We start from the raw sequence: 17,809 nt of genomic DNA, 5'->3' as shown, positions 1-17,809 counted from the left end.
GCGGAGATCCTGGGTGAGGGCACCGACGGGCGCCCGCAGGTCCCCTTCACGGACCTGTACCTCCACGGCCTGGTGCGCGACGAACACGGCCGCAAGATGTCCAAGTCGCTGGGCAACGGCATCGACCCCCTCGACTGGGTGGAGCGGTTCGGCGCCGACGCGCTGCGCTTCACCCTGGCCCGCGGCGCCAACCCCGGCAGCGACATCTCGGTCGGTGAGTCGCACGCGCAGAGCTCGCGAAACTTCGCGACCAAGCTGTTCAACGCCACCAAGTTCGCGCTGATGAACGGCGCCCGCTGCGACGACCTGCCGGCGCGCGAGGAGCTCACCGACGCCGACCGCTGGATCCTCGATCGCCTGGACGAGGTCCTGGCCCAGGTGGACGAGGGCTTCGAGAGCTACGAGTTCTCCAAGGCGTGCGAGGCGCTGTACCACTTCGCGTGGGACGAGTTCTGCGACTGGTACCTCGAGCTCGCCAAGGTGCAGGTCGGCGAGGGCAGCGACCGTGCCGCCCACACCGGGCTGGTCCTGGGCAACGTGCTCGAGCCGCTGCTGCGCGCGTTGGCGCCGGTGATGCCGTTCGTGACCGAGACGCTGTGGAAGGCGCTGACCGGCGGCGAGTCGATCGTCATCGCAACGTGGCCGATCCCGTCGGGTGCTAAGCGCGATGCCGTCGCCGCGACCCGGATCGACGACCTGCAGAAGCTGATCACCGAGGTCCGCCGCTTCCGAAGCGACCAGGGGCTGAACCCGGGCCAGCGGGTGGCCGCGACCGTCGAGGGTCTCGACGCCGTCGGCCTGGCCGACCAGCGCGCGTACCTCGATTCGCTGGCCCGACTGGAGTCCGCAGGTGACGAGTTCGCCGCGACCGCCACCGTGGAGGTCCGCCTGTCGGCCGGTACCGCGACCGTCGCGATCGACACCTCCGGGACCGTCGACGTGGAAGCCGAGCGCAAGCGCGCGGCCAAGGACCTCGCCGCGGCGGAGAAGGAACTGGCGGGCACCACCGGCAAACTCGGCAACGAGCAGTTCCTGTCGAAGGCGCCCGATGCGGTCGTCGCCAAGATCAAGGCCCGTCAGGAGCTGGCGATCGCCGAGGTGGAGCGGCTCAAGGCCAAGCTCGCCGCGCTGGACGCGCAGTGACCGGCCTGCCGGATTCGGCCGACGACGTCGCCGAACTCCACGCGCTGGAAGCCGAGCTCGACACCCGGTGGCCGGAAACGAAGATCGAGCCGTCGCTGACGCGCATCGTCGCCCTGATGGAACTGCTGGGCAATCCGCAACACGCGTACCCCGCCATCCACGTCGCCGGCACCAACGGCAAGACGTCGGTGACGCGGATGATCGACTCGCTGCTGCAGGCCTTCCATCGTCGGACCGGTCGGATCACCAGCCCGCATCTGCAGCTGGTGACCGAGCGCATCGCGATCGACGGCGCGCCGATCTCGGCGCGCACCTACGTCGACACCTACCGCGATATCGAGCCGTACGTAACGATGGTCGACGATTCGTCGACTGCGAGCGGCGGTCCGCGGATGAGCAAGTTCGAGGTCCTCACGGCCATCGCGTACGCGGCCTTCGCGGAGGCTCCGGTGGAGGTGGCGGTCGTCGAGACCGGCATGGGCGGCCGCTGGGACGCGACCAACGTGATCAACAGTCAGGTCGCGGTGATCACGCCGATCGCGATGGATCACGCCGACTTCCTCGGCGACACGCTGACCGCGATCGCGGGGGAGAAGGCCGGGATCATCAAACCGGGCCCCACCGATGCGGTGCTCCCGATGGATCCGATCACCGTGATCGCGCCGCAGGAACCGGAAGTGGCCGACGTCCTGCTTCGCGCGTCGGTGGAGGCGGGAACCATCATCGCCCGACAGAACTCCGAGTTCTCCGTGCTGGAAGCAGCCACCGCGGTGGGCGGGCAGTTGCTCACCATCCAGGGGCTCGGCGGCGTGTACGACGAGATCTTCCTGCCCCTGCACGGCGCGCATCAGGCGCAGAACGCCGCGTTGGCGCTGGCCGCGATCGAAGCCTTCTTCGGTGCGGGCGCCGACCGCCAACTCGATGTCGACGCCGTCCGCGAGGGGTTCGCCGCCGTCGCCAGTCCCGGGCGGCTGGAGCGGGTCCGCAGTGCACCGAGTGTGTTCGTGGACGCCGCACACAACCCTCACGGCGCTCGAGCGCTGGCCCAGGCGCTGGTCTCCGAGTTCGACTTCCGGCGCCTGATCGGTGTGGTCGGCGTGCTCGGTGACAAGGACGCCCGCGGCGTGCTCACCGAACTGGAACCGGTGCTCGACGCCGTCGTCCTGACCAACAACGGTTCGCCCCGTGCGCTCGACACCGACGCCCTCGCCGACATCGCGAACGACGTGTTCGGCGACGAGCGCGTGGTCGTGGAGCCGTTCCTGCCTGACGCGGTCAATGCCGCGATCGCCCTCGCCGAGGAGGCCGACGAGCACGGCACCGTGGCCGGCGCGGGAGTCATCATCACCGGTTCCGTCGTCACCGCGGGAGCCGGTCGTACCCTTTTCGGCAAGGAGCCGTCATGACCGCGCAGTTCACCCCGCCACCCACCGATCCCTGGAAGGGTTTTCGCGGGGTGATGGCGGGAACGCTGATCCTCGAGGTCATCGTCGTCGCGCTCGCGTTCCCGGTGGTCGCCAAGCTGACGCCGAACGGCGTCACCTGGGCGTCGGGTCTCTACCTCGGCATCGTGACCCTGATCCTGCTGCTCTTGTCGGGCAGACAGGGCAAACCGCATGCGCTCGAGATCAACCTGGTGATGCAGTTGTTCGTGATCGGCGGAGGATTCATCCACTGGTCCATCGCCGTCGTCGGTGCGGTCTTCGCCTGCGTGTGGATCTACATCGCGTACATCAAGCGGGATGTCGCCAAGCGCATCGAGCAGGGGCGGCTCCCGGGCCAGCAGGCGATCACCGAGTAGCGGGCCCGCCTGCGCGCCGAATGGACTTCCCGTGCCCGGACCCGGACACTGGAGGGCGATGGTGACCATGAGAAGTTTCAGTGATGTCCGGCGTCGGATTCGCAGGGCGGCCGTTGTCGTCGCGACGGGCGCCGCTCTGGCGACGGTGGCGCCGATGGCCATGCCGAGCTCGACGGCATCCGCTGCACCCAGTACATCGGTCAGTCCGTCCGAGGTGGTGGAAGAAGCCACCCCCAGTTTCCCGATGCCGGTTCGCGAGGGGGCCATCGGGTACCTCGCCACCCGGTCGGCGACGCTCTGGCTCGAATCGCGAGGCGCCGACGCCGTGATCGCGAACCTGCCGGTCCCACCCGCTTACTCGGCGGCCAACCGGGCCATGGCCACAACACTCAAGCGTGAGCTGGATGCGGCGGCGAAGACTCCGGGCGCGTGCCTGCAGATCATCATCGACGGCACCGACGGTGCGGGCGGCCTCTTCAACTACGGCTTCTTCGCCATTGAGAAGAAGTACTGTCCGCAGTAGCCGGTTGCGGCCCCGAGCGCCGTCCCCGCCAATGCTCGGGCACTCGCCACGCGCGGTATCGACGCGCTCGATTACAGTGTCTTCCGTGACTGAACAGACTCTCGTCCTCATCAAGCCCGATGGCGTCCAGCGTGGACTGGTCGGCGAAGTGATCGCCCGTATCGAGCGCAAGGGCCTGCACCTGGCCGCGCTCGAGCTGCGCACCGTGACCGAGGTGGTGGCGGGCCAGCACTACGCCGAGCACGCCGAGCGCCCCTTCTACGGATCCCTCCTGGAGTTCATCACCTCCGGGCCGCTGGTCGCGGCAGTCGTCGAGGGACCCCGTGCGATTGCGGCATTCCGTCAGCTGGCCGGCGGCACCGACCCCGTCGAGAAGGCGACGCCGGGCACCATCCGCGGTGACTTCGCCCTGGAGACCCAGTTCAACATCGTGCACGGATCCGACTCGCCCGAGTCGGCCGCTCGTGAAATTGCTCTCTGGTTTCCCGCTCTGAACTCCTGATTCACCCCTCGCAGCGTGGCGCGCGAGGACCTTTTCGCCACTCGTGTACGGGGACAGCCCCGTGATGTGGGATACTTGCCAAGTCGCTGGCATCACGCTTTGGTGCCGACGATCGACGCACAGCCAGTTTGAGGTACCCGGTTCCGTCCGACTCCCACAGGAGTCCGGCTGCGGCCCGAGGCCTGCGTCAAGCAAGGCGTCAGACGACGCGAAGACCACATAACACCCGGTCGTACCGACCGGCACACATTGAAAAGGCCCTCGCGTGGCCGCGTTGTTTCGTTCGACGCGCCCGGGGGTTCTTGAGGAGATCACGTGACCGACAACGGGTCGCCGACTGACGCTTCGGCGGATCAGTCAGCGGAAAAATTTCCCCTACGCCTCCGTGTTCACGCGCTTGCGCGCACGCTGGGTCTGACCAGCAAGCAGGTGCTCGGGCATTTGGAGGAGATGGGGGTGACGGCGCGCACCGCGCAGTCGTCCATCTCGCGGGCCGACGCACACGCCGTCGAGCTGCGCCTTGCCGGCGACGGTGGCGAAGCCGCCGCCGAGACGCCCGATCAGGATGCTGCTCCGGCGGCGCCGCAGGCGTCGCTGTTCTCCGCCGTGGAGCCCGTAGAACCCGTAGCGTCGGCGCAGGCCGAGGCAACGGCCCCGTTGTTCCTGTCCGCGAGCGCGCCGGCCGACAAGAAGGCTGCGAAGAAGGCTGCCGGGTCCAAGTCGGCCGCCAAGAAGTCGGCGGGCAAGTCCGCTGCCGCGAAGTCCGACGACACGCCGACCGACGCCGCCGAGCAGTCGAATGACTCGTCCGCGGGCGACGCCAAGGACGCAGGCACCAAGGACTCAGGCACCAAGGCCGAGAAGAACGGCAAGAAGAACGGTAAGAAGTCCGGCGGCAAGAAGTCGGGCAAGAAGGCCAAGGCTGACGATAGCGCCGCGGAGGCGGAGTCGGTGGCCACCGACGAGAAGCCCGAGGCGATCGAGGCCGAGAGTGCTGCCGCACCGGCCGAGGCCGTCGAACAGACGCCTGTCGCGGCCGACGCGCCCGTCGAGCAGACGGCCGACGCGGAGCCCGCGACGGATTCGACTACGTCCGACGCCGGGGATTCGGACAACAGCGACTCCGACAACGGCGACTCCGACAACGGGGATTCGGACAACGAGACCGCCACCGACGAGCAGGGCGAGAGCCGTTCGCGGCGTCGTCGTCGCGGTCGTCGCGGTCGCGGTCGCGGTCGCGGTGACCAGGGCGCCGACGGCGAGCCCGACTCGACCAGCCCCGACTCGACCAGTACCGACTCGACCAGCACCGACTCGAGCGACGACGAGACCGCGTCGACCGACTCCCACGGTGACCAGGCTTCCGACCAGAGCGACTCCGAGTCGGACTCGGCTGCTGCAGGCGACCAGAATGCGCAGTCGGGCGACGCCGAGGAGGCATCCGCCGACGACACCGACGCCGACGCGGCGGACGACGATGCCTCGGTGCCGTCGAGCAAGCGTCGCCGCCGTCGCCGTCGTCGCCGCGCCGGTTCGGACTCCGACGAAGCAGCGTCGACCGACGACCCGCCGAACACGGTCGTTCACGAGCGTGAGCCCCGGACCAAGCGAGTGCGTGACGAGGTGCAGGGCATCTCGGGTTCCACGCGGCTGGAAGCCAAGCGGCAGCGTCGTCGCGACGGTCGCGACGCCGGACGTCGTCGTCCGCCGATCCTGACCGAATCGGAGTTCCTGGCTCGCCGCGAGTCGGTGGAGCGCGTGATGGTGGTGCGGGAACGCGCTGCCCATAGCGCCGTCACCTCGGCTGAGCCGCACGCCGCGCCGACCGAGGACTACACGCAGATCGCTGTTCTCGAGGACGGCGTGCTCGTGGAGCACTTCGTGACGACGGAGACCTCGCAGTCGATGGTCGGCAACATCTATCTCGGTCGCGTGCAGAACGTGCTGCCGGGCATGGAGGCTGCCTTCGTCGACATCGGTCGCGGACGCAACGGCGTCCTCTACGCCGGTGAGGTGAATTGGGAGGCCGCAGGCCTCGACGGCGGTTCGCGCAAGATCGAGCAGGCGCTGAAGCCCGGCGACCACGTGCTGGTCCAGGTCAGCAAGGACCCGATCGGGCACAAGGGCGCCCGCCTCACGACCCAGATCTCGCTCGCCGGCCGCTACCTGGTCTACGTTCCGGGCGGGACGTCGACCGGCATCAGCCGCAAGCTTCCGGACACCGAGCGCCGTCGGCTGAAGCAGATCCTGGCGAAGCTGGTCCCCGCGGAGGCCGGCGTCATCGTCCGCACCGCGTCCGAGGGGGTCAGTGCCGAGGATCTCGGGTCGGACATCGAGCGACTCGAAGCGCAGTGGAAGAGCATCGAGGCTGCCGCCGAAGAGCACAAGGCCAAGGCCGCGGGCACCACGAAGGCCCTCTACGAGGAGCCCGACCTGCTTGTCCGGGTGGTCCGCGACATCTTCAACGAAGACTTCCGGAAGCTCGTGATCGAGGGTGACCGCGCGTGGGCACAGGTCTCGGGCTACGTCGGAGACGTGGCGCCCGACCTCGCGGAGCGGCTCGAGCAGTTCGTCAAGGACCATTCGAACGCACCCGACTCGTTCGCGGTGCACCGGATCGACGAGCAACTCGCCAAGGCCCTGGACCGCAAGGTGTGGCTGCCGTCGGGTGGCACGCTGATCATCGAGCACACCGAAGCCATGACCGTGGTCGACGTCAACACCGGCAAGTTCACCGGTTCGGGCGGCAACCTCGAAGAGACCGTCACGCGCAACAACCTCGAAGCGGCCGAAGAGATCGTGCGGCAGATGCGTTTGCGCGACATCGGCGGCATGATCATCGTCGACTTCATCGACATGGTCTTGGAGTCGAACCGCGACCTGGTTCTCCGTCGACTCACCGAGGCGCTGGCCCGTGACCGTACGCGGCACCAGGTCTCGGAGGTCACCTCGCTCGGGTTGGTCCAGATGACGCGCAAGCGTCTGGGCACCGGTCTGCTCGAAGCGTTCTCGACCACCTGCACCGCCTGCTCGGGTCGCGGCGTGATCGTCCACACCAATCCCGTCGAGGTGCGTGCGCCGGAGGACGCGAACCGCGGGGGAGGCGGCGACACCAGCTCTCGCCGGTCCCGGCGGTCGCGGCGTCGCGGTGGCGAGTCGCAGTCGGGGCAGCAGTCGTCCGATACGCAGCAGTCGGATGAGCAGAGCCAGCAGCAGTCGGGGGCGCAGCACGCGAAGGCAGCCCACAAGCCTGCGGCCGAGCACCCGATGTTCCGGGCGATGGCGCATCCCGAGGAGCACGGCGAGGCCGAGCAGCCGGCAGGGGAGACTACCGCGAGTACGCCTGCTTCAGGGAAGGTCGCGGCGGTCGTCGAGCAGGTCACTGTCACCGAGACCGAGACGGTCGCGGTCGAAGAGGCGACTGCTGAGACGGCGCCGACGCCCAAGGTTGGGAACCCCGAAGCCGAGCGCGGCGACAATGTGAAGGCCGAAACCGCGAAGGCCGAGACCGGACAGCCGCAGCCGGGCGTCGTGACGCGGCAGCGCCGTCGTGCGGTTCGCCGCGCAGCAGCGCCGACCACCGCGCCGGAACCCGTGGAAACCGCGGCTCCGGCCACGCCGGTGACCTCGGTCGCGGCACAGTCGAGCGAACCGATCGTGGCGGTCAAGCGTTCAGCGCGACGCCGGAGCGGACGTCGCTCGGCAGGTGCCCCGCCCAGCGGAGAGTGACTTTGCTCTCGGCGCGCACCCCGCGCGCCGAGAGTTTGACCTGGACAGGCGCGGTACCGTAGCCTTGACAGGTCGCCTCCCGCAGGCGCGTGCATCGTTGCGCGCAGCATCGGGAGGGGTTCACGGGCTGAGGTTGCTCGGAACCACACACACCAAAGTACGCCGGATCAGCAGATTGACCTGCATAATCCGGCCTGATGAGACGAGTAAGAGGACAGCGGCATGGCAACGTACGCGATCGTCAAGACCGGCGGTAAGCAGTACAAGGTCGCAGAGGGCGACATTGTGAAGGTCGAGAAGATCGACGGCGAGCCCGGCAGCTCTGTGCAGCTGCCCGTGGCGCTGGTCGTCGATGGTGCAAATCTGACCACTGACGCCGACAAGCTGGCCGCTGTCTCGGTCACCGGTGAGGTTCTCGAGCACGTCAAGGGCCCGAAGATCCGGATCCACAAGTACAAGAACAAGACCGGCTACCACAAGCGCCAGGGCCACCGTCAGCAGCTGACGGTGCTCAAGGTCACCGGTATCAAGTAGTCTCGCTCGTTTCGAACCTCTAGGAGGACAGTCAGATGGCAAGTAAGAAGGGCGCGTCCAGCACCCGGAACGGTCGCGATTCCAACGCCCAGCGACTGGGTGTGAAGCGCTTCGGTGGCCAGCAGGTCAACGCAGGCGAGATCCTGGTCCGCCAGCGCGGCACCAAGTTCCACCCCGGCGTCGGCGTCGGCCGCGGCAAGGACGACACGCTGTTCGCCCTCGCTGCAGGCGCAGTCAAGTTCGACGTGAAGCGCGGTCGCAAGACCGTGAACATCGTCCCGGAGCCGGTCGCAGTCTGACCCGGCTACGGAACTCATAGCTCTTTGAGAGAGGGCGGGTAGGGTCGCACAGCGCCCAGACCCGCCCTCTTTTCGTATTTCTACAGATTTCGAGGAAGGGGCGTACATGTCACGCTTCGTCGACCGCGTGAAGATCGACGCCACGGCCGGTAACGGCGGCCACGGCTGCACATCTGTCCATCGCGAGAAGTTCAAGCCGCTGGGCGGCCCCGACGGCGGTAACGGCGGTCGTGGCGGCGACGTGAAGCTGGTCGTGGACCCGCAGGTGCACACCCTCCTCGACTTCCACTTCCGGCCACACGCCCGCGCGACCAATGGGCAGCCGGGGCAGGGCGGCAACCGCGCCGGTCGCACCGGCGAGGATCTCATCCTCAAGGTGCCCGACGGTACGGTCGTGATCGACGCCGACGGCGAGATCGTGGCCGACCTGGTCGGTGCGGGTACCGAGTTCATCGCGGCCGAGGGCGGTCGCGGAGGACTCGGCAACGCCGCGCTCGCCTCGCGGGCCCGCAAGGCGCCTGGCTTCGCGCTCCTCGGAGAGTACGGCGAAGAGCGAGAACTGACGCTCGAGCTCAAGTCCGTCGCCGACGTCGGCCTGGTCGGCTTCCCGTCTGCGGGCAAGTCGTCGCTGGTCTCCGTGCTGTCGGCGGCCAAACCGAAGATCGCCGACTACCCGTTCACCACGCTCGCCCCGAATCTGGGAGTGGTCACCGCGGGCGCCGAGGTCTTCACGATCGCCGACGTACCCGGCCTGATCCCCGGGGCGTCCGAGGGACGTGGCCTGGGCCTGGACTTCCTCCGGCACCTGGAGCGCTGCGCGGTGCTCGCGCACGTCGTCGACTGTGCGACGCTGGAGCCGGGACGCGACCCGGTATCCGACATCGACGCGCTCGAGGCGGAGCTCGCCGCCTATCAGCCGGCGCTCGACGAGGACCACTCGCTCGGCGACCTGGCCAACCGGCCTCGCGTCGTCATCTTGAACAAGATCGACATCCCGGACGCTGCCGATCTCGCCGACATCGTCGAAGCCGAGATCGCTGAGCGCGGGTGGCCCGTCTTCCGCATCTCGGCGGTCGCTCACAAGGGACTGTCGGAGCTGACGTATGCGCTCGCCGACATGGTCCGCAAGTATCGAGCCGAGAATGCCAAGCCGGTCGCACGGCGTCCGGTGATCCGACCGAAGGCGATCGATCAGGCCGACTTCACCATCGTCGACGATCCGGAGATCGAGGGCGGCTTCATCGTCCGCGGCTCGCGTCCCGAACGCTGGGTGCGCCAGACGCAGTTCGAGAACGACGAGGCCGTCGGCTACCTCGCCGATCGCCTCAATCGTCTCGGGGTGGAGGCCGCACTCGTCAAGCGCGGCGCCGAGCCCGGCTGTTCGGTGACGATCGGCAGCATGACCTTCGATTGGCAGCCGTCGACGCCGATGGGCGACGCCGTTCCGGTCACCGGACGCGGTACGGACATCCGCCTGGAGCAGAACGACCGCGTGGGTGCTGCCGATCGCAAGATCGCTCGCAAGATGCGCCGCGAGGCCAGCGACGACACCGAACTCGGCTGGGGTTCGGACGACGACACCGACGACGATCTGGTCGCCGACCACGCCGATGTCGACGAGTGACGCCTCGGCCGCGCAACCGGTGACCGGAAAGGTCAGCGCTGCGCGGCAGCAGATCGTCGATGCGCGCAGCATCGTCGTCAAGATCGGCTCGTCCGCCGTCACCGACATGGTCGACGGCATCGACTACGCCCGTCTCGATGCGCTCGTCGACGCCCTCGAGGCGCGGATGCGGGCCGGCTCGGATGTGATCGTGGTGTCGTCGGGTGCCGTCGGGGCGGGCATCGCGCCGCTGGGGCTCAAGAAGCGGCCCCGCGACCTCGCGACCAAACAGGCCGCGGCGAGCGTCGGGCAGCTGCGCCTGGCTCACGCCTGGGGCACCTCGTTCGCCCGCTACGACCGGGTGGTGGGGCAGGTGCTCCTGACGGCGGACGACGTGTCGAACCGATCGCATCACGCCAATGCGCAGCGCACCCTCGATCGACTCCGGGCGCTGCACGCGGTGGCCGTGGTGAACGAGAACGACACCGTCGCGACCAACGAGATCCGCTTCGGAGACAACGACCGACTCGCGGCGCTGGTGGCGCACCTGGCGTCGGCGGATGCGCTCCTGCTGCTGTCGGACGTCGACGGCCTGTACAACGGTGATCCGCGCAAGCCCGGCCCCGACGGGCTGCCCGCTCGATTGATCGACCAGGTCGACGGTCCCGAGGACCTCGACGGGGTGATCGCAGGCTCGGGCGGGGCGCTCGGCACCGGCGGCATGGCGTCCAAGCTCGCGGCGGCGCGACTGGCCGCGGACTCCGGGGTGCCGGTGCTCTTGGCTGCGGCCTCGCAGGCCGGTGCGGCGCTCTCGGACGCCTCCGTCGGCACCGTGTTCCAGGCGCGCCCGTCGCGGTTGTCGGCACGCCGATTCTGGGTTCGACACGCTGCTGAGGCCCTCGGCTCGATGACTCTGGACGACGGCGCCGTGGAAGCGGTCTGCGGGCGGCGGCGGTCGTTGCTGCCCGCGGGGGTGACCGCGGTGTCCGGTGACTTCTCGGCCGGCGACGTCGTGGAACTGCTGGACGTGGGCGGGCGGATTCGAGCCAGGGGAGTCACGTCGTACGACGCCGAGGCCGTGGCGACGATGATCGGCCGCTCCACCGCCGATCTGCCGCAGGACCTGCAGCGTGCGATTGTGCACGCCGACGATCTGGTCCCCGTGAACTAGCGCCGCGCAGAAACGAACGAAGCGAGTCGGAACTCCCGTGAAAGAGTTCCGACTCGCTGTGCTTGGTCAGTCCGTGAGAGCTGAGCCGGTAGTCAGTCCCGGCGGTGCTTGGCGTCGCCGACCGGTACGGGGACCAGAGGGTAGACGCCGTTCTCGTCGTGCACCTCGGTGCCGACGACGGGCGGGTTGAACACGCACATCATGCGCATCTGCTCGTCGACGATCACCGTGTGGCGCTCATGGCCGTCGAGCAGGTACATGCTGCCCGCAGCCAGCGGATAGCTCTCGCCGGTCTCCCGATCCAGGAGCGTGCCCTTGCCCTCCACCAACCAGACCGCCTCGATGTGGTTGGCGTAGTGGAACTCGTTGACCGAGCCCGCCGCGATGGTGGTCTCGTGGAACGAGAACCCGACACCGTCGCCACCGAGCACGATGCGCTTGGAGACCCAGTTGCCCAGCGGGTCGGCCACCTCGCGCTCGGTGCCGGTGATCTCATCGGTAGTGCGGACGATCATGCGTTGTGCTCCTTGATGGCTTCGTCGACGGCGTCGCTGAGGATGGCCAGGCCCTGGGCGAGTTCTTCACTGGTGATGGTCAGCGGCGGCAGCAGCTTGACGACCTCGGAGTTCGGTCCGGAGGTCTCCGCGAGGAGGCCCTTGCCGAAGGCGATCTCGCAGGCGCGGTCGGCGAGTTCGGCCTGCTCGAAGACCAGGCCCTGGACCATGCCGCGGCCGCGGTGCGAGAGACCCTCGTGGCGCTTGCAGAGCTCGTCGAACGCCTGGGCGATCTCCATGCCCTTGGCCTTGATCTGGACCGACAGCGTGTCGTCCGACCAGAACTCGTTGATGGCCTCGGTAGCGGTGACGAACGAGGGGTTGTTGCCGCGGAAAGTGCCGTTGTGCTCGCCGGGCTCCCACACGTCCAGCTCGGGCCGGATCAGGGTGAGGGCCATCGGCAGACCGTAACCGCCGATCGACTTCGACAGCGTCACGATGTCCGGGACGATGCCCGCTTCCTCGAAGGAGAAGAAGTCGCCGGTGCGGCCGCAGCCCATCTGCACGTCGTCGACGATGAGCAGGATGTCCTTGCGCTTGCAGAGGTCGGCCAGGCCGCGCAGCCACTCGGCGCGCGCGACGTTGACGCCGCCCTCGCCCTGTACGGTCTCGACGATGACGCCTGCCGGGCGGTTGAAACCCGAACCGGAGTCGTCGAGCACGCGCTCGAACCAGGCGAAGTCCTCCACGGCGCCGTCGAAGTAGTTGTCGAACGGCATCGGGGTGGTGTGCACCAGCGGCACGCCCGCGCCGTTGCGCTTCATCGCATTGCCGGTGACGGCGAGCGATCCCAGCGTCATGCCGTGGAAGGCGTTGGTGAAGTTGATGATGGCTTCGCGGCCGGTGACCTTGCGGGCCAGTTTCAAGGCCGACTCGACGGCGTTGGTGCCGGTGGGGCCGGGGAACTGGACCTTGTAGTCGAGGCCGCGCGGTGCCAGGATCTTGGCGGCGAAGGTCTCCAGGAACTCGCCCTTGGCGCGGGTGGACATGTCGAGTCCGTGGGTGATCCCGTCGCCCGCGATGTATTCCAGGAGTGCCTTTTTCAGCGCGGGATTGTTGTGCCCGTAGTTGAGTGCGCCGGCGCCGGCGAAGAAGTCGAGGTAACGATTCCCGTCGACGTCGGTGATCCAGCTGCCCTGCGCGGTGTCGAAGACGGCCGGCCAGGCGCGGCAGTAGGAGCGGACTTCAGATTCGTGCTTGGTGAAAGTTCGGTCGTCCATTGCAGTTTCAATAATCATTGTTCGAGTCAATCCTCGTGTGTTTTGTCGGCGTCACACAGTGGTTTGCGCCGGCGTGAGCAGATACAGATCTTCGGGCTCGTGCGAGTCGAGGAAGAGATCCGCGCTGAAGAACGGCTCGCGTTCAAAATGCAGGCCGAGGGCTCGGGCAGCGCCTGCGAACAGTCGCTGAGATGCCTCGTTGTCGGGGCTGATCGTCGTGTTGATGGCGACGACGCCGGTCGGCGCGCAGTAGTCGAACAACTCGCAGAGCATTCGTTTCGCAATCTGCTTGCCGCGTTGCGCTTCATCGACCGCCACCTGCCACACCATGAGGGTGTCGCGGGCTGCGGGGCGACGATAACCGGTGACGAATCCGACGACATGGTCGTCGACTTCGGCCACGATCGAGGTCTCGGAAAAATCCTGTGACCATAGGACGTAGGAATAGGGCGAATTAACGTCCAGTACTCGTGAATCGCGAGCGATCTCCCACATCCGTTTTCCGTCACGGGCCCGCGGTCGACGGAAGGCGACCGTGTTTCCGGTGTCTGTTTCCGGGGACTTCGTATTCGGTTTCATGACGCATTCGACGTTATCGGCCCATCAGATGAAAGTCATGGTCGATCGAATATTGGTGCGACGACGCTCAACCTTTGCGCAGTTCAACCAAGCTGTGTGGCATATGTCACACTCGGGTGCAACGCGGGGTCTCGATGAGGGTCGCGACGGCGGGCAGGATCACTTCGCAGCGATGGTCGATCTTGAGTTCGGCGAGGTCGTCGGCGCGGGTTCCTCCACGGTTCACGATGTACAGCGGTTTGCCGGTAGACGCCGCTCGGCGGGCGAATCGCAGGCCCGACATCACGGTGAGTGAGGAACCCGCGATCAGGAGGGCGTCGGCCTCGTCGAGCAACGCGTAGGCGTGTTCGACCAACTCCTTCGCAACTGCTTCTCCGAAGTACACGATGTCCGGTTTGAGGATGCCGCCGCACTCGGCGCAGTCGAGCATCACGAAGTCGCCGATGTCCTCGAGCGCTGCGTCGGCGTCGGGCGCCACCTCGATGGCGCCCCGCGACACCACCCGACGAGTGAATCCGGGGTTGGCGGCTTCTAGCGCCTCGGCATGGCGGTGGCGGGACAGGACTGATCCGCAGTCCAGGCAGCGCACGCGGGCGTAGGAGCCGTGGAGGTCGATCGCCGCGTGCGACCCCGCCTTCATGTGCAGCATGTCGACGTTCTGGGTGATGACCCCGCTGACGACCCCTTGTGTCTGGAGCGTGGTGATCGCTCGGTGCGCGGCGTTCGGCTGGGCGGCATCCATGTGGCGCCAGCCGAGATGATTCCGCGCCCAGTACCGTCGCCGGTTCTCGGAGGAGGCCAGAAACGCGTCGATCGTCATCGGCGTCCGGGACGGGGAGCCGGGGCTGCGATAGTCGGGGATGCCGGAGGAGGTCGAGATCCCCGCTCCGGTGAGCACGACGGTGCGGCGGCCCGTCAGTAGTTCGGCGAGTTCCTCGGCGCGTCGCGTCGGATCGGAGTCGGCCACCGTGGCCGGTGCCGGAGTCCACGCGGTGCTTCGAGTTCTCATGCCCACCAGGGTACGGAGCGGGAGGTCTGCGGGGCGGAGTCCGCTGATGGGCGTCGACGGCGCCTACTAGGATGGACGGCGATATGACCAGAATCATTGCCGGAGAGTTCCGCGGTCGTCGGCTCTCCGTTCCGGCCGAGACCACCCGTCCCACGTCCGATCGCGTGCGGGAAGCGGTCTTCTCCATGCTCGGTTCGCGGATGGACCTGTCCGACATGCGTGTCCTCGATCTCTACGCGGGCAGCGGCGCGCTCGGTCTCGAGGCGGTCTCGCGAGGGGCGGCGTCGGCGGTGCTCGTGGAATCCGACCGCCGCGCGGCGGGGGTCCTCCGCGGCAACATCGGGGTGTGCGGGGCGGCGGCGCGCGTGCGCATCGTCAACCGCAGCGTCGAATCGTTCATCGCCGCTCCCAGTGGTGAGTTCGACCTGATCTTTCTCGATCCGCCGTACGAGGTGTCGACCGAGGACGTCAATCAGGTTCTCGCTGCGCTGTCGTCGTTGCTCTCGCCGGAGGGCTGGGTGGTCGTGGAGCGCGGCCGGCGCAGCGACGACGTCACGTGGCCGGCCGGGCTGGAAGAAGTCGCGGCCAAGCAGTACGGCGACAGCGTCGTCGTCTTGGCGAGCCGCTGACTCCGGACCCTCGGCATCCAAGTAGATTCAGCAGACATGACTGCTGCTGTCTGCCCCGGCTCGTACGATCCCTTCACGCTCGGCCACCGCTACGTGGTGGAGCGGACCGCCGCGCGCTTCGATCGGGTGATCGTCGCCGTGGTGGTCAATCCCAACAAGCAGGGGATGTTCACCGTCGACGAACGCATCGCTCTCATCGAACGGGACTGCGCCGACCTGCCGAATGTCGAGGTCCGCAGCTGGACCGGACTCGTGGTCGACCTGTTGACCGCGGAAGGCGCGGACACGATGGTCAAGGGCCTGCGGTCGGAGACCGACTTCGCGTACGAGATCCCGATGGCGCAGATGAACCGGGAGCTGACGGGCTGCGAGACCCTGTTCATGCTCACCGACCCGCGGTTCGCGCACGTCTCGAGTTCGCTGGTGAAGGAGGTCGCGAAGTTGGGCGGCGATGTGCGTCCGTATCTCTCCGGCCCGATTCACGATGCGCTGCACGATCGGATCGCGGGGGTCCGCAAGGCCTGACCCTCCGCGACACGCCCGGTCCGCCTCCTCAGTCACAGCCGCAACATTCGGCACAATGGCCTCAGAGATATCAATGGCCGCCGTACCGAGGCTGAGCCGGATCGGAGAAATCGTGTACCGCGTATTTGAAGCGCTCGACGAGCTGGTCGCGATCGTCGAAGAGGCGCGCACCGTGCCGATGACCGCCGGGTGCGTGGTTCCTCGCGGCGACGTCCTGGAACTGATGGACGACCTGCGCGACGCTTTGCCGGGTGAACTGGACGACGCCCAGGATGTGCTTGACGAGCGCGACACACTGGTGGCCAATGCCCGCGAGCAGTCGGACCGGATGATCACCGGCGCCGAGAACGACTCCGAGGCGATGGTCGCGCATGCGCGCGCCGAAGCCGATCGCATCATGGCCGAGGCCAAGGCCCGCGCCGACCGGATGATCGACGAGGCGACCAACAATGCCAACGCGATCATCGGTGATGCCAACGACGAGGCGCAACGCCTGGAGCACAGTGCCAACCGCGAGTACGAGGCCGTGACCGGCCGCGCTCGCGCCGAGGCGGCACGCGTCGTCGAAGCCGGCAACGCGAGCTACAACAAGTCGGTCTCGGACGGCATCGTCGAGCAGCAACGTCTCGTGTCGGAGTCGGAGGTGGTCGCAGCGTCGAAGTCGGAGGCCGAACGCATCGTCGATGCGGCCCACGCCGAGTCGGACCGCCTGCGCGGCGACTGCGACGTCTACGTCGACGACAAGCTCGCCGACTTCGAGGACATCCTCACCGGGACGCTCCGTTCGGTGAACCGCGGACGTCAGCAACTCCGTACCGGTGCCGGTGTGCACGACTACGTCGAGTACCCCCACGGTGTCGACGAGGGCATGCCCGGTCCCGCGCAGATGGCGGGCTGACCGGCCTCGGTTGGCGACCCGCACCGACGCAGTAACATGGCTTGAGTGACTGATTCTGGATTCGTTATCGACGTCCGGTCGGTGCCGCGGCGCGCCGGCTCGCTGACTGAGAAGGCCTGGTCCTTCGACGCACCCGAGCGCATCGGCGCGGAGATGATCGGGATTCCGGCGGGAGAGAAGATCGCGTTCGACCTCCGTCTCGAATCGGTGTCCGAGGGAATCCTGGTGACCGGGACCCTCGGCGGCCACGCCGAAGGCCAGTGCAGTCGTTGCCTGGACCCGATCGATCAGGACATCTCGGTGTTCCTGACGGAACTGTTCGTCTACCCCGACAGCGAGACCGATCGCACCGCGGAAGAGGACGAGGAAGTCGAACGGATCGTCGACGAGAAGATTGATCTGGAGCAGATCGTCATCGACGCCATCGCGACCGATCTGCCGCTCTCGCCGCTCTGTACCGATGACTGCCCGGGCCTGTGCCCGGAATGCGGGGTGAAGCTCGCCGACGCGGAGCCCGATCACGGGCACGACATCATCGATCCGCGCTGGGCCAAGCTGGCCGATCGCATGGACGAGACCGGCGGGGAGAAGTGAGCAAGCGTCCCGACCCCACGCTCCTCACCGACGTCCTCGGCGTCCCCGTCGACGCCGATCTTCTCGAGTTGGCGCTGACGCACCGGTCGTACGCCTATGAGAACGGCGGCCTTCCGACCAACGAGCGTCTGGAGTTCCTCGGCGACGCGGTCCTCGGCGTGGTGGTCACCGAACGTCTGTACCTCGGCTTTCCCGATCGCCCCGAGGGCGAGCTCGCCAAGATCCGCGCGAGCGTGGTCAACATGCACGCGCTCGCCGACGTGGCCCGCGGACTCGGCGAGGGCGGCCTCGGCAGCCACCTGCGACTGGGACGCGGCGAGGAACTCACCGGCGGACGCGACAAGGCGTCGATCCTGGCCGACGGCCTCGAATCGCTGTTCGGCGCCATCTTCCTCGATCACGGGATCGAGGTGTCCAAGCGAGTGATCATGAATCTCTTCGAGCCGATCATCGAGCGCTCCGGGCGCCTCGGTGCCGGCCTGGACTGGAAGACCTC

19 protein-coding genes are annotated in these 17,809 nt (G+C 67.6%); 15 read left to right on the top strand and 4 right to left on the bottom strand.

Annotated features, from left to right (window positions below):
* From GX543_RS05335 to proB, 10 genes are all read left to right on the top strand, one after another.
* Window positions 1-1,143: class I tRNA ligase family protein (locus tag GX543_RS05335; protein WP_290850344.1), on the top strand; the 1,143-nt coding region annotated here is incomplete at its 5' end.
* The gene (locus GX543_RS05330; RefSeq protein ID WP_290850343.1) at window positions 1,140-2,549 is read left to right on the top strand and encodes a folylpolyglutamate synthase/dihydrofolate synthase family protein; all 1,410 of its coding nucleotides are present in this window, start codon (window positions 1,140-1,142) and stop codon (window positions 2,547-2,549) included. The genes GX543_RS05335 and GX543_RS05330, both read left to right, overlap by 4 nt.
* Entirely contained in the window at window positions 2,546-2,944 is a 399-nt protein-coding gene (locus tag GX543_RS05325; RefSeq protein WP_290850341.1) for a DUF4233 domain-containing protein, read from the top strand. The genes GX543_RS05330 and GX543_RS05325 overlap by 4 nt, the downstream gene beginning before the upstream one ends.
* Before the next feature lie 67 nt (window positions 2,945-3,011).
* Entirely contained in the window at window positions 3,012-3,467 is a 456-nt protein-coding gene (locus GX543_RS05320; protein WP_290850339.1) for a hypothetical protein, read from the top strand.
* Between the two features lie 85 nt (window positions 3,468-3,552).
* Entirely contained in the window at window positions 3,553-3,969 is a 417-nt protein-coding gene (gene ndk, locus GX543_RS05315; protein ID WP_290850337.1) for a nucleoside-diphosphate kinase, read from the top strand.
* A 315-nt stretch (window positions 3,970-4,284) separates the two neighbouring features.
* Window positions 4,285-7,698 carry a translation initiation factor IF-2 N-terminal domain-containing protein gene (locus GX543_RS05310; protein ID WP_290850336.1) on the top strand — a complete coding sequence of 1,138 codons (3,414 nt, stop codon included), beginning with the start codon at window positions 4,285-4,287 and terminating at the stop codon, window positions 7,696-7,698.
* Between the two features lie 222 nt (window positions 7,699-7,920).
* Entirely contained in the window at window positions 7,921-8,232 is a 312-nt protein-coding gene (rplU, locus tag GX543_RS05305) for a 50S ribosomal protein L21 (protein WP_066169262.1), read from the top strand.
* A gap of 35 nt (window positions 8,233-8,267) precedes the next feature.
* A complete protein-coding gene (gene rpmA, locus GX543_RS05300) occupies window positions 8,268-8,531 on the top strand; it encodes a 50S ribosomal protein L27 (protein WP_290850332.1) in 264 nt (87 codons plus the stop codon).
* Window positions 8,532-8,637: 106 nt separating this feature from the next.
* On the top strand, window positions 8,638-10,155 hold the full coding sequence (gene obgE / locus GX543_RS05295; RefSeq protein WP_290850330.1) for a GTPase ObgE: 1,518 nt from the start codon (window positions 8,638-8,640) through the stop codon (window positions 10,153-10,155).
* Window positions 10,142-11,305 (top strand): glutamate 5-kinase, encoded by a 1,164-nt coding sequence (proB, locus tag GX543_RS05290; RefSeq protein ID WP_290850329.1) that lies wholly within the window; start codon window positions 10,142-10,144, stop codon window positions 11,303-11,305. The genes obgE and proB overlap by 14 nt, the downstream gene beginning before the upstream one ends.
* A 92-nt stretch (window positions 11,306-11,397) precedes the next feature.
* On the opposite strand, the gene GX543_RS05285 is transcribed toward proB, so the two are convergent.
* The 4 genes from GX543_RS05285 to GX543_RS05270 all read right to left on the bottom strand — a co-directional run bounded on the left by GX543_RS05285 (window position 11,398) and on the right by GX543_RS05270 (window position 14,667).
* Window positions 11,398-11,820, bottom strand: a complete 423-nt coding sequence (locus GX543_RS05285) for an ectoine synthase (RefSeq protein WP_290850328.1) — start codon at window positions 11,818-11,820, stop codon at window positions 11,398-11,400.
* Complete coding sequence (gene ectB / locus GX543_RS05280) at window positions 11,817-13,097, bottom strand: diaminobutyrate--2-oxoglutarate transaminase (RefSeq protein ID WP_290850327.1); 1,281 nt, start codon at window positions 13,095-13,097, stop codon at window positions 11,817-11,819. Before ectB ends, GX543_RS05285 begins: the two co-directional genes overlap by 4 nt.
* A 33-nt stretch (window positions 13,098-13,130) precedes the next feature.
* Window positions 13,131-13,658, bottom strand: coding sequence for a diaminobutyrate acetyltransferase (gene ectA, locus GX543_RS05275; RefSeq protein WP_290850326.1), 528 nt, complete (start codon window positions 13,656-13,658; stop codon window positions 13,131-13,133).
* Between the two features lie 106 nt (window positions 13,659-13,764).
* Window positions 13,765-14,667, bottom strand: coding sequence for a Sir2 family NAD-dependent protein deacetylase (locus GX543_RS05270; RefSeq protein WP_290850325.1), 903 nt, complete (start codon window positions 14,665-14,667; stop codon window positions 13,765-13,767).
* 83 nt (window positions 14,668-14,750) lie between these two features.
* Between GX543_RS05270 and rsmD the strand changes: the two genes are divergently transcribed.
* The 5 genes from rsmD to GX543_RS05245 form a co-directional block, all read left to right on the top strand.
* The gene (rsmD, locus tag GX543_RS05265; RefSeq protein ID WP_290850324.1) at window positions 14,751-15,296 is read left to right on the top strand and encodes a 16S rRNA (guanine(966)-N(2))-methyltransferase RsmD; all 546 of its coding nucleotides are present in this window, start codon (window positions 14,751-14,753) and stop codon (window positions 15,294-15,296) included.
* Window positions 15,297-15,332: 36 nt separating this feature from the next.
* Entirely contained in the window at window positions 15,333-15,821 is a 489-nt protein-coding gene (gene coaD / locus GX543_RS05260) for a pantetheine-phosphate adenylyltransferase (protein WP_290850323.1), read from the top strand.
* Window positions 15,822-15,933: 112 nt separating this feature from the next.
* On the top strand, window positions 15,934-16,719 hold the full coding sequence (locus GX543_RS05255; RefSeq protein WP_290850322.1) for a DivIVA domain-containing protein: 786 nt from the start codon (window positions 15,934-15,936) through the stop codon (window positions 16,717-16,719).
* 45 nt (window positions 16,720-16,764) lie between these two features.
* Entirely contained in the window at window positions 16,765-17,313 is a 549-nt protein-coding gene (locus tag GX543_RS05250) for a DUF177 domain-containing protein (RefSeq protein ID WP_290850321.1), read from the top strand.
* The coding region (locus GX543_RS05245; RefSeq protein WP_290850320.1) for a ribonuclease III family protein at window positions 17,310-17,809 on the top strand (500 nt) is incomplete at its 3' end. The genes GX543_RS05250 and GX543_RS05245, both read left to right, overlap by 4 nt.

Source organism: Gordonia sp. (in: high G+C Gram-positive bacteria) (assembly GCF_012515855.1).
In the GTDB taxonomy this organism is placed as follows: Bacteria; Actinomycetota; Actinomycetes; order Mycobacteriales; family Mycobacteriaceae; genus Gordonia.
Note: the sequence above shows the minus strand (reverse complement) of the source record. Positions and strands in the feature narration are given on the sequence as shown.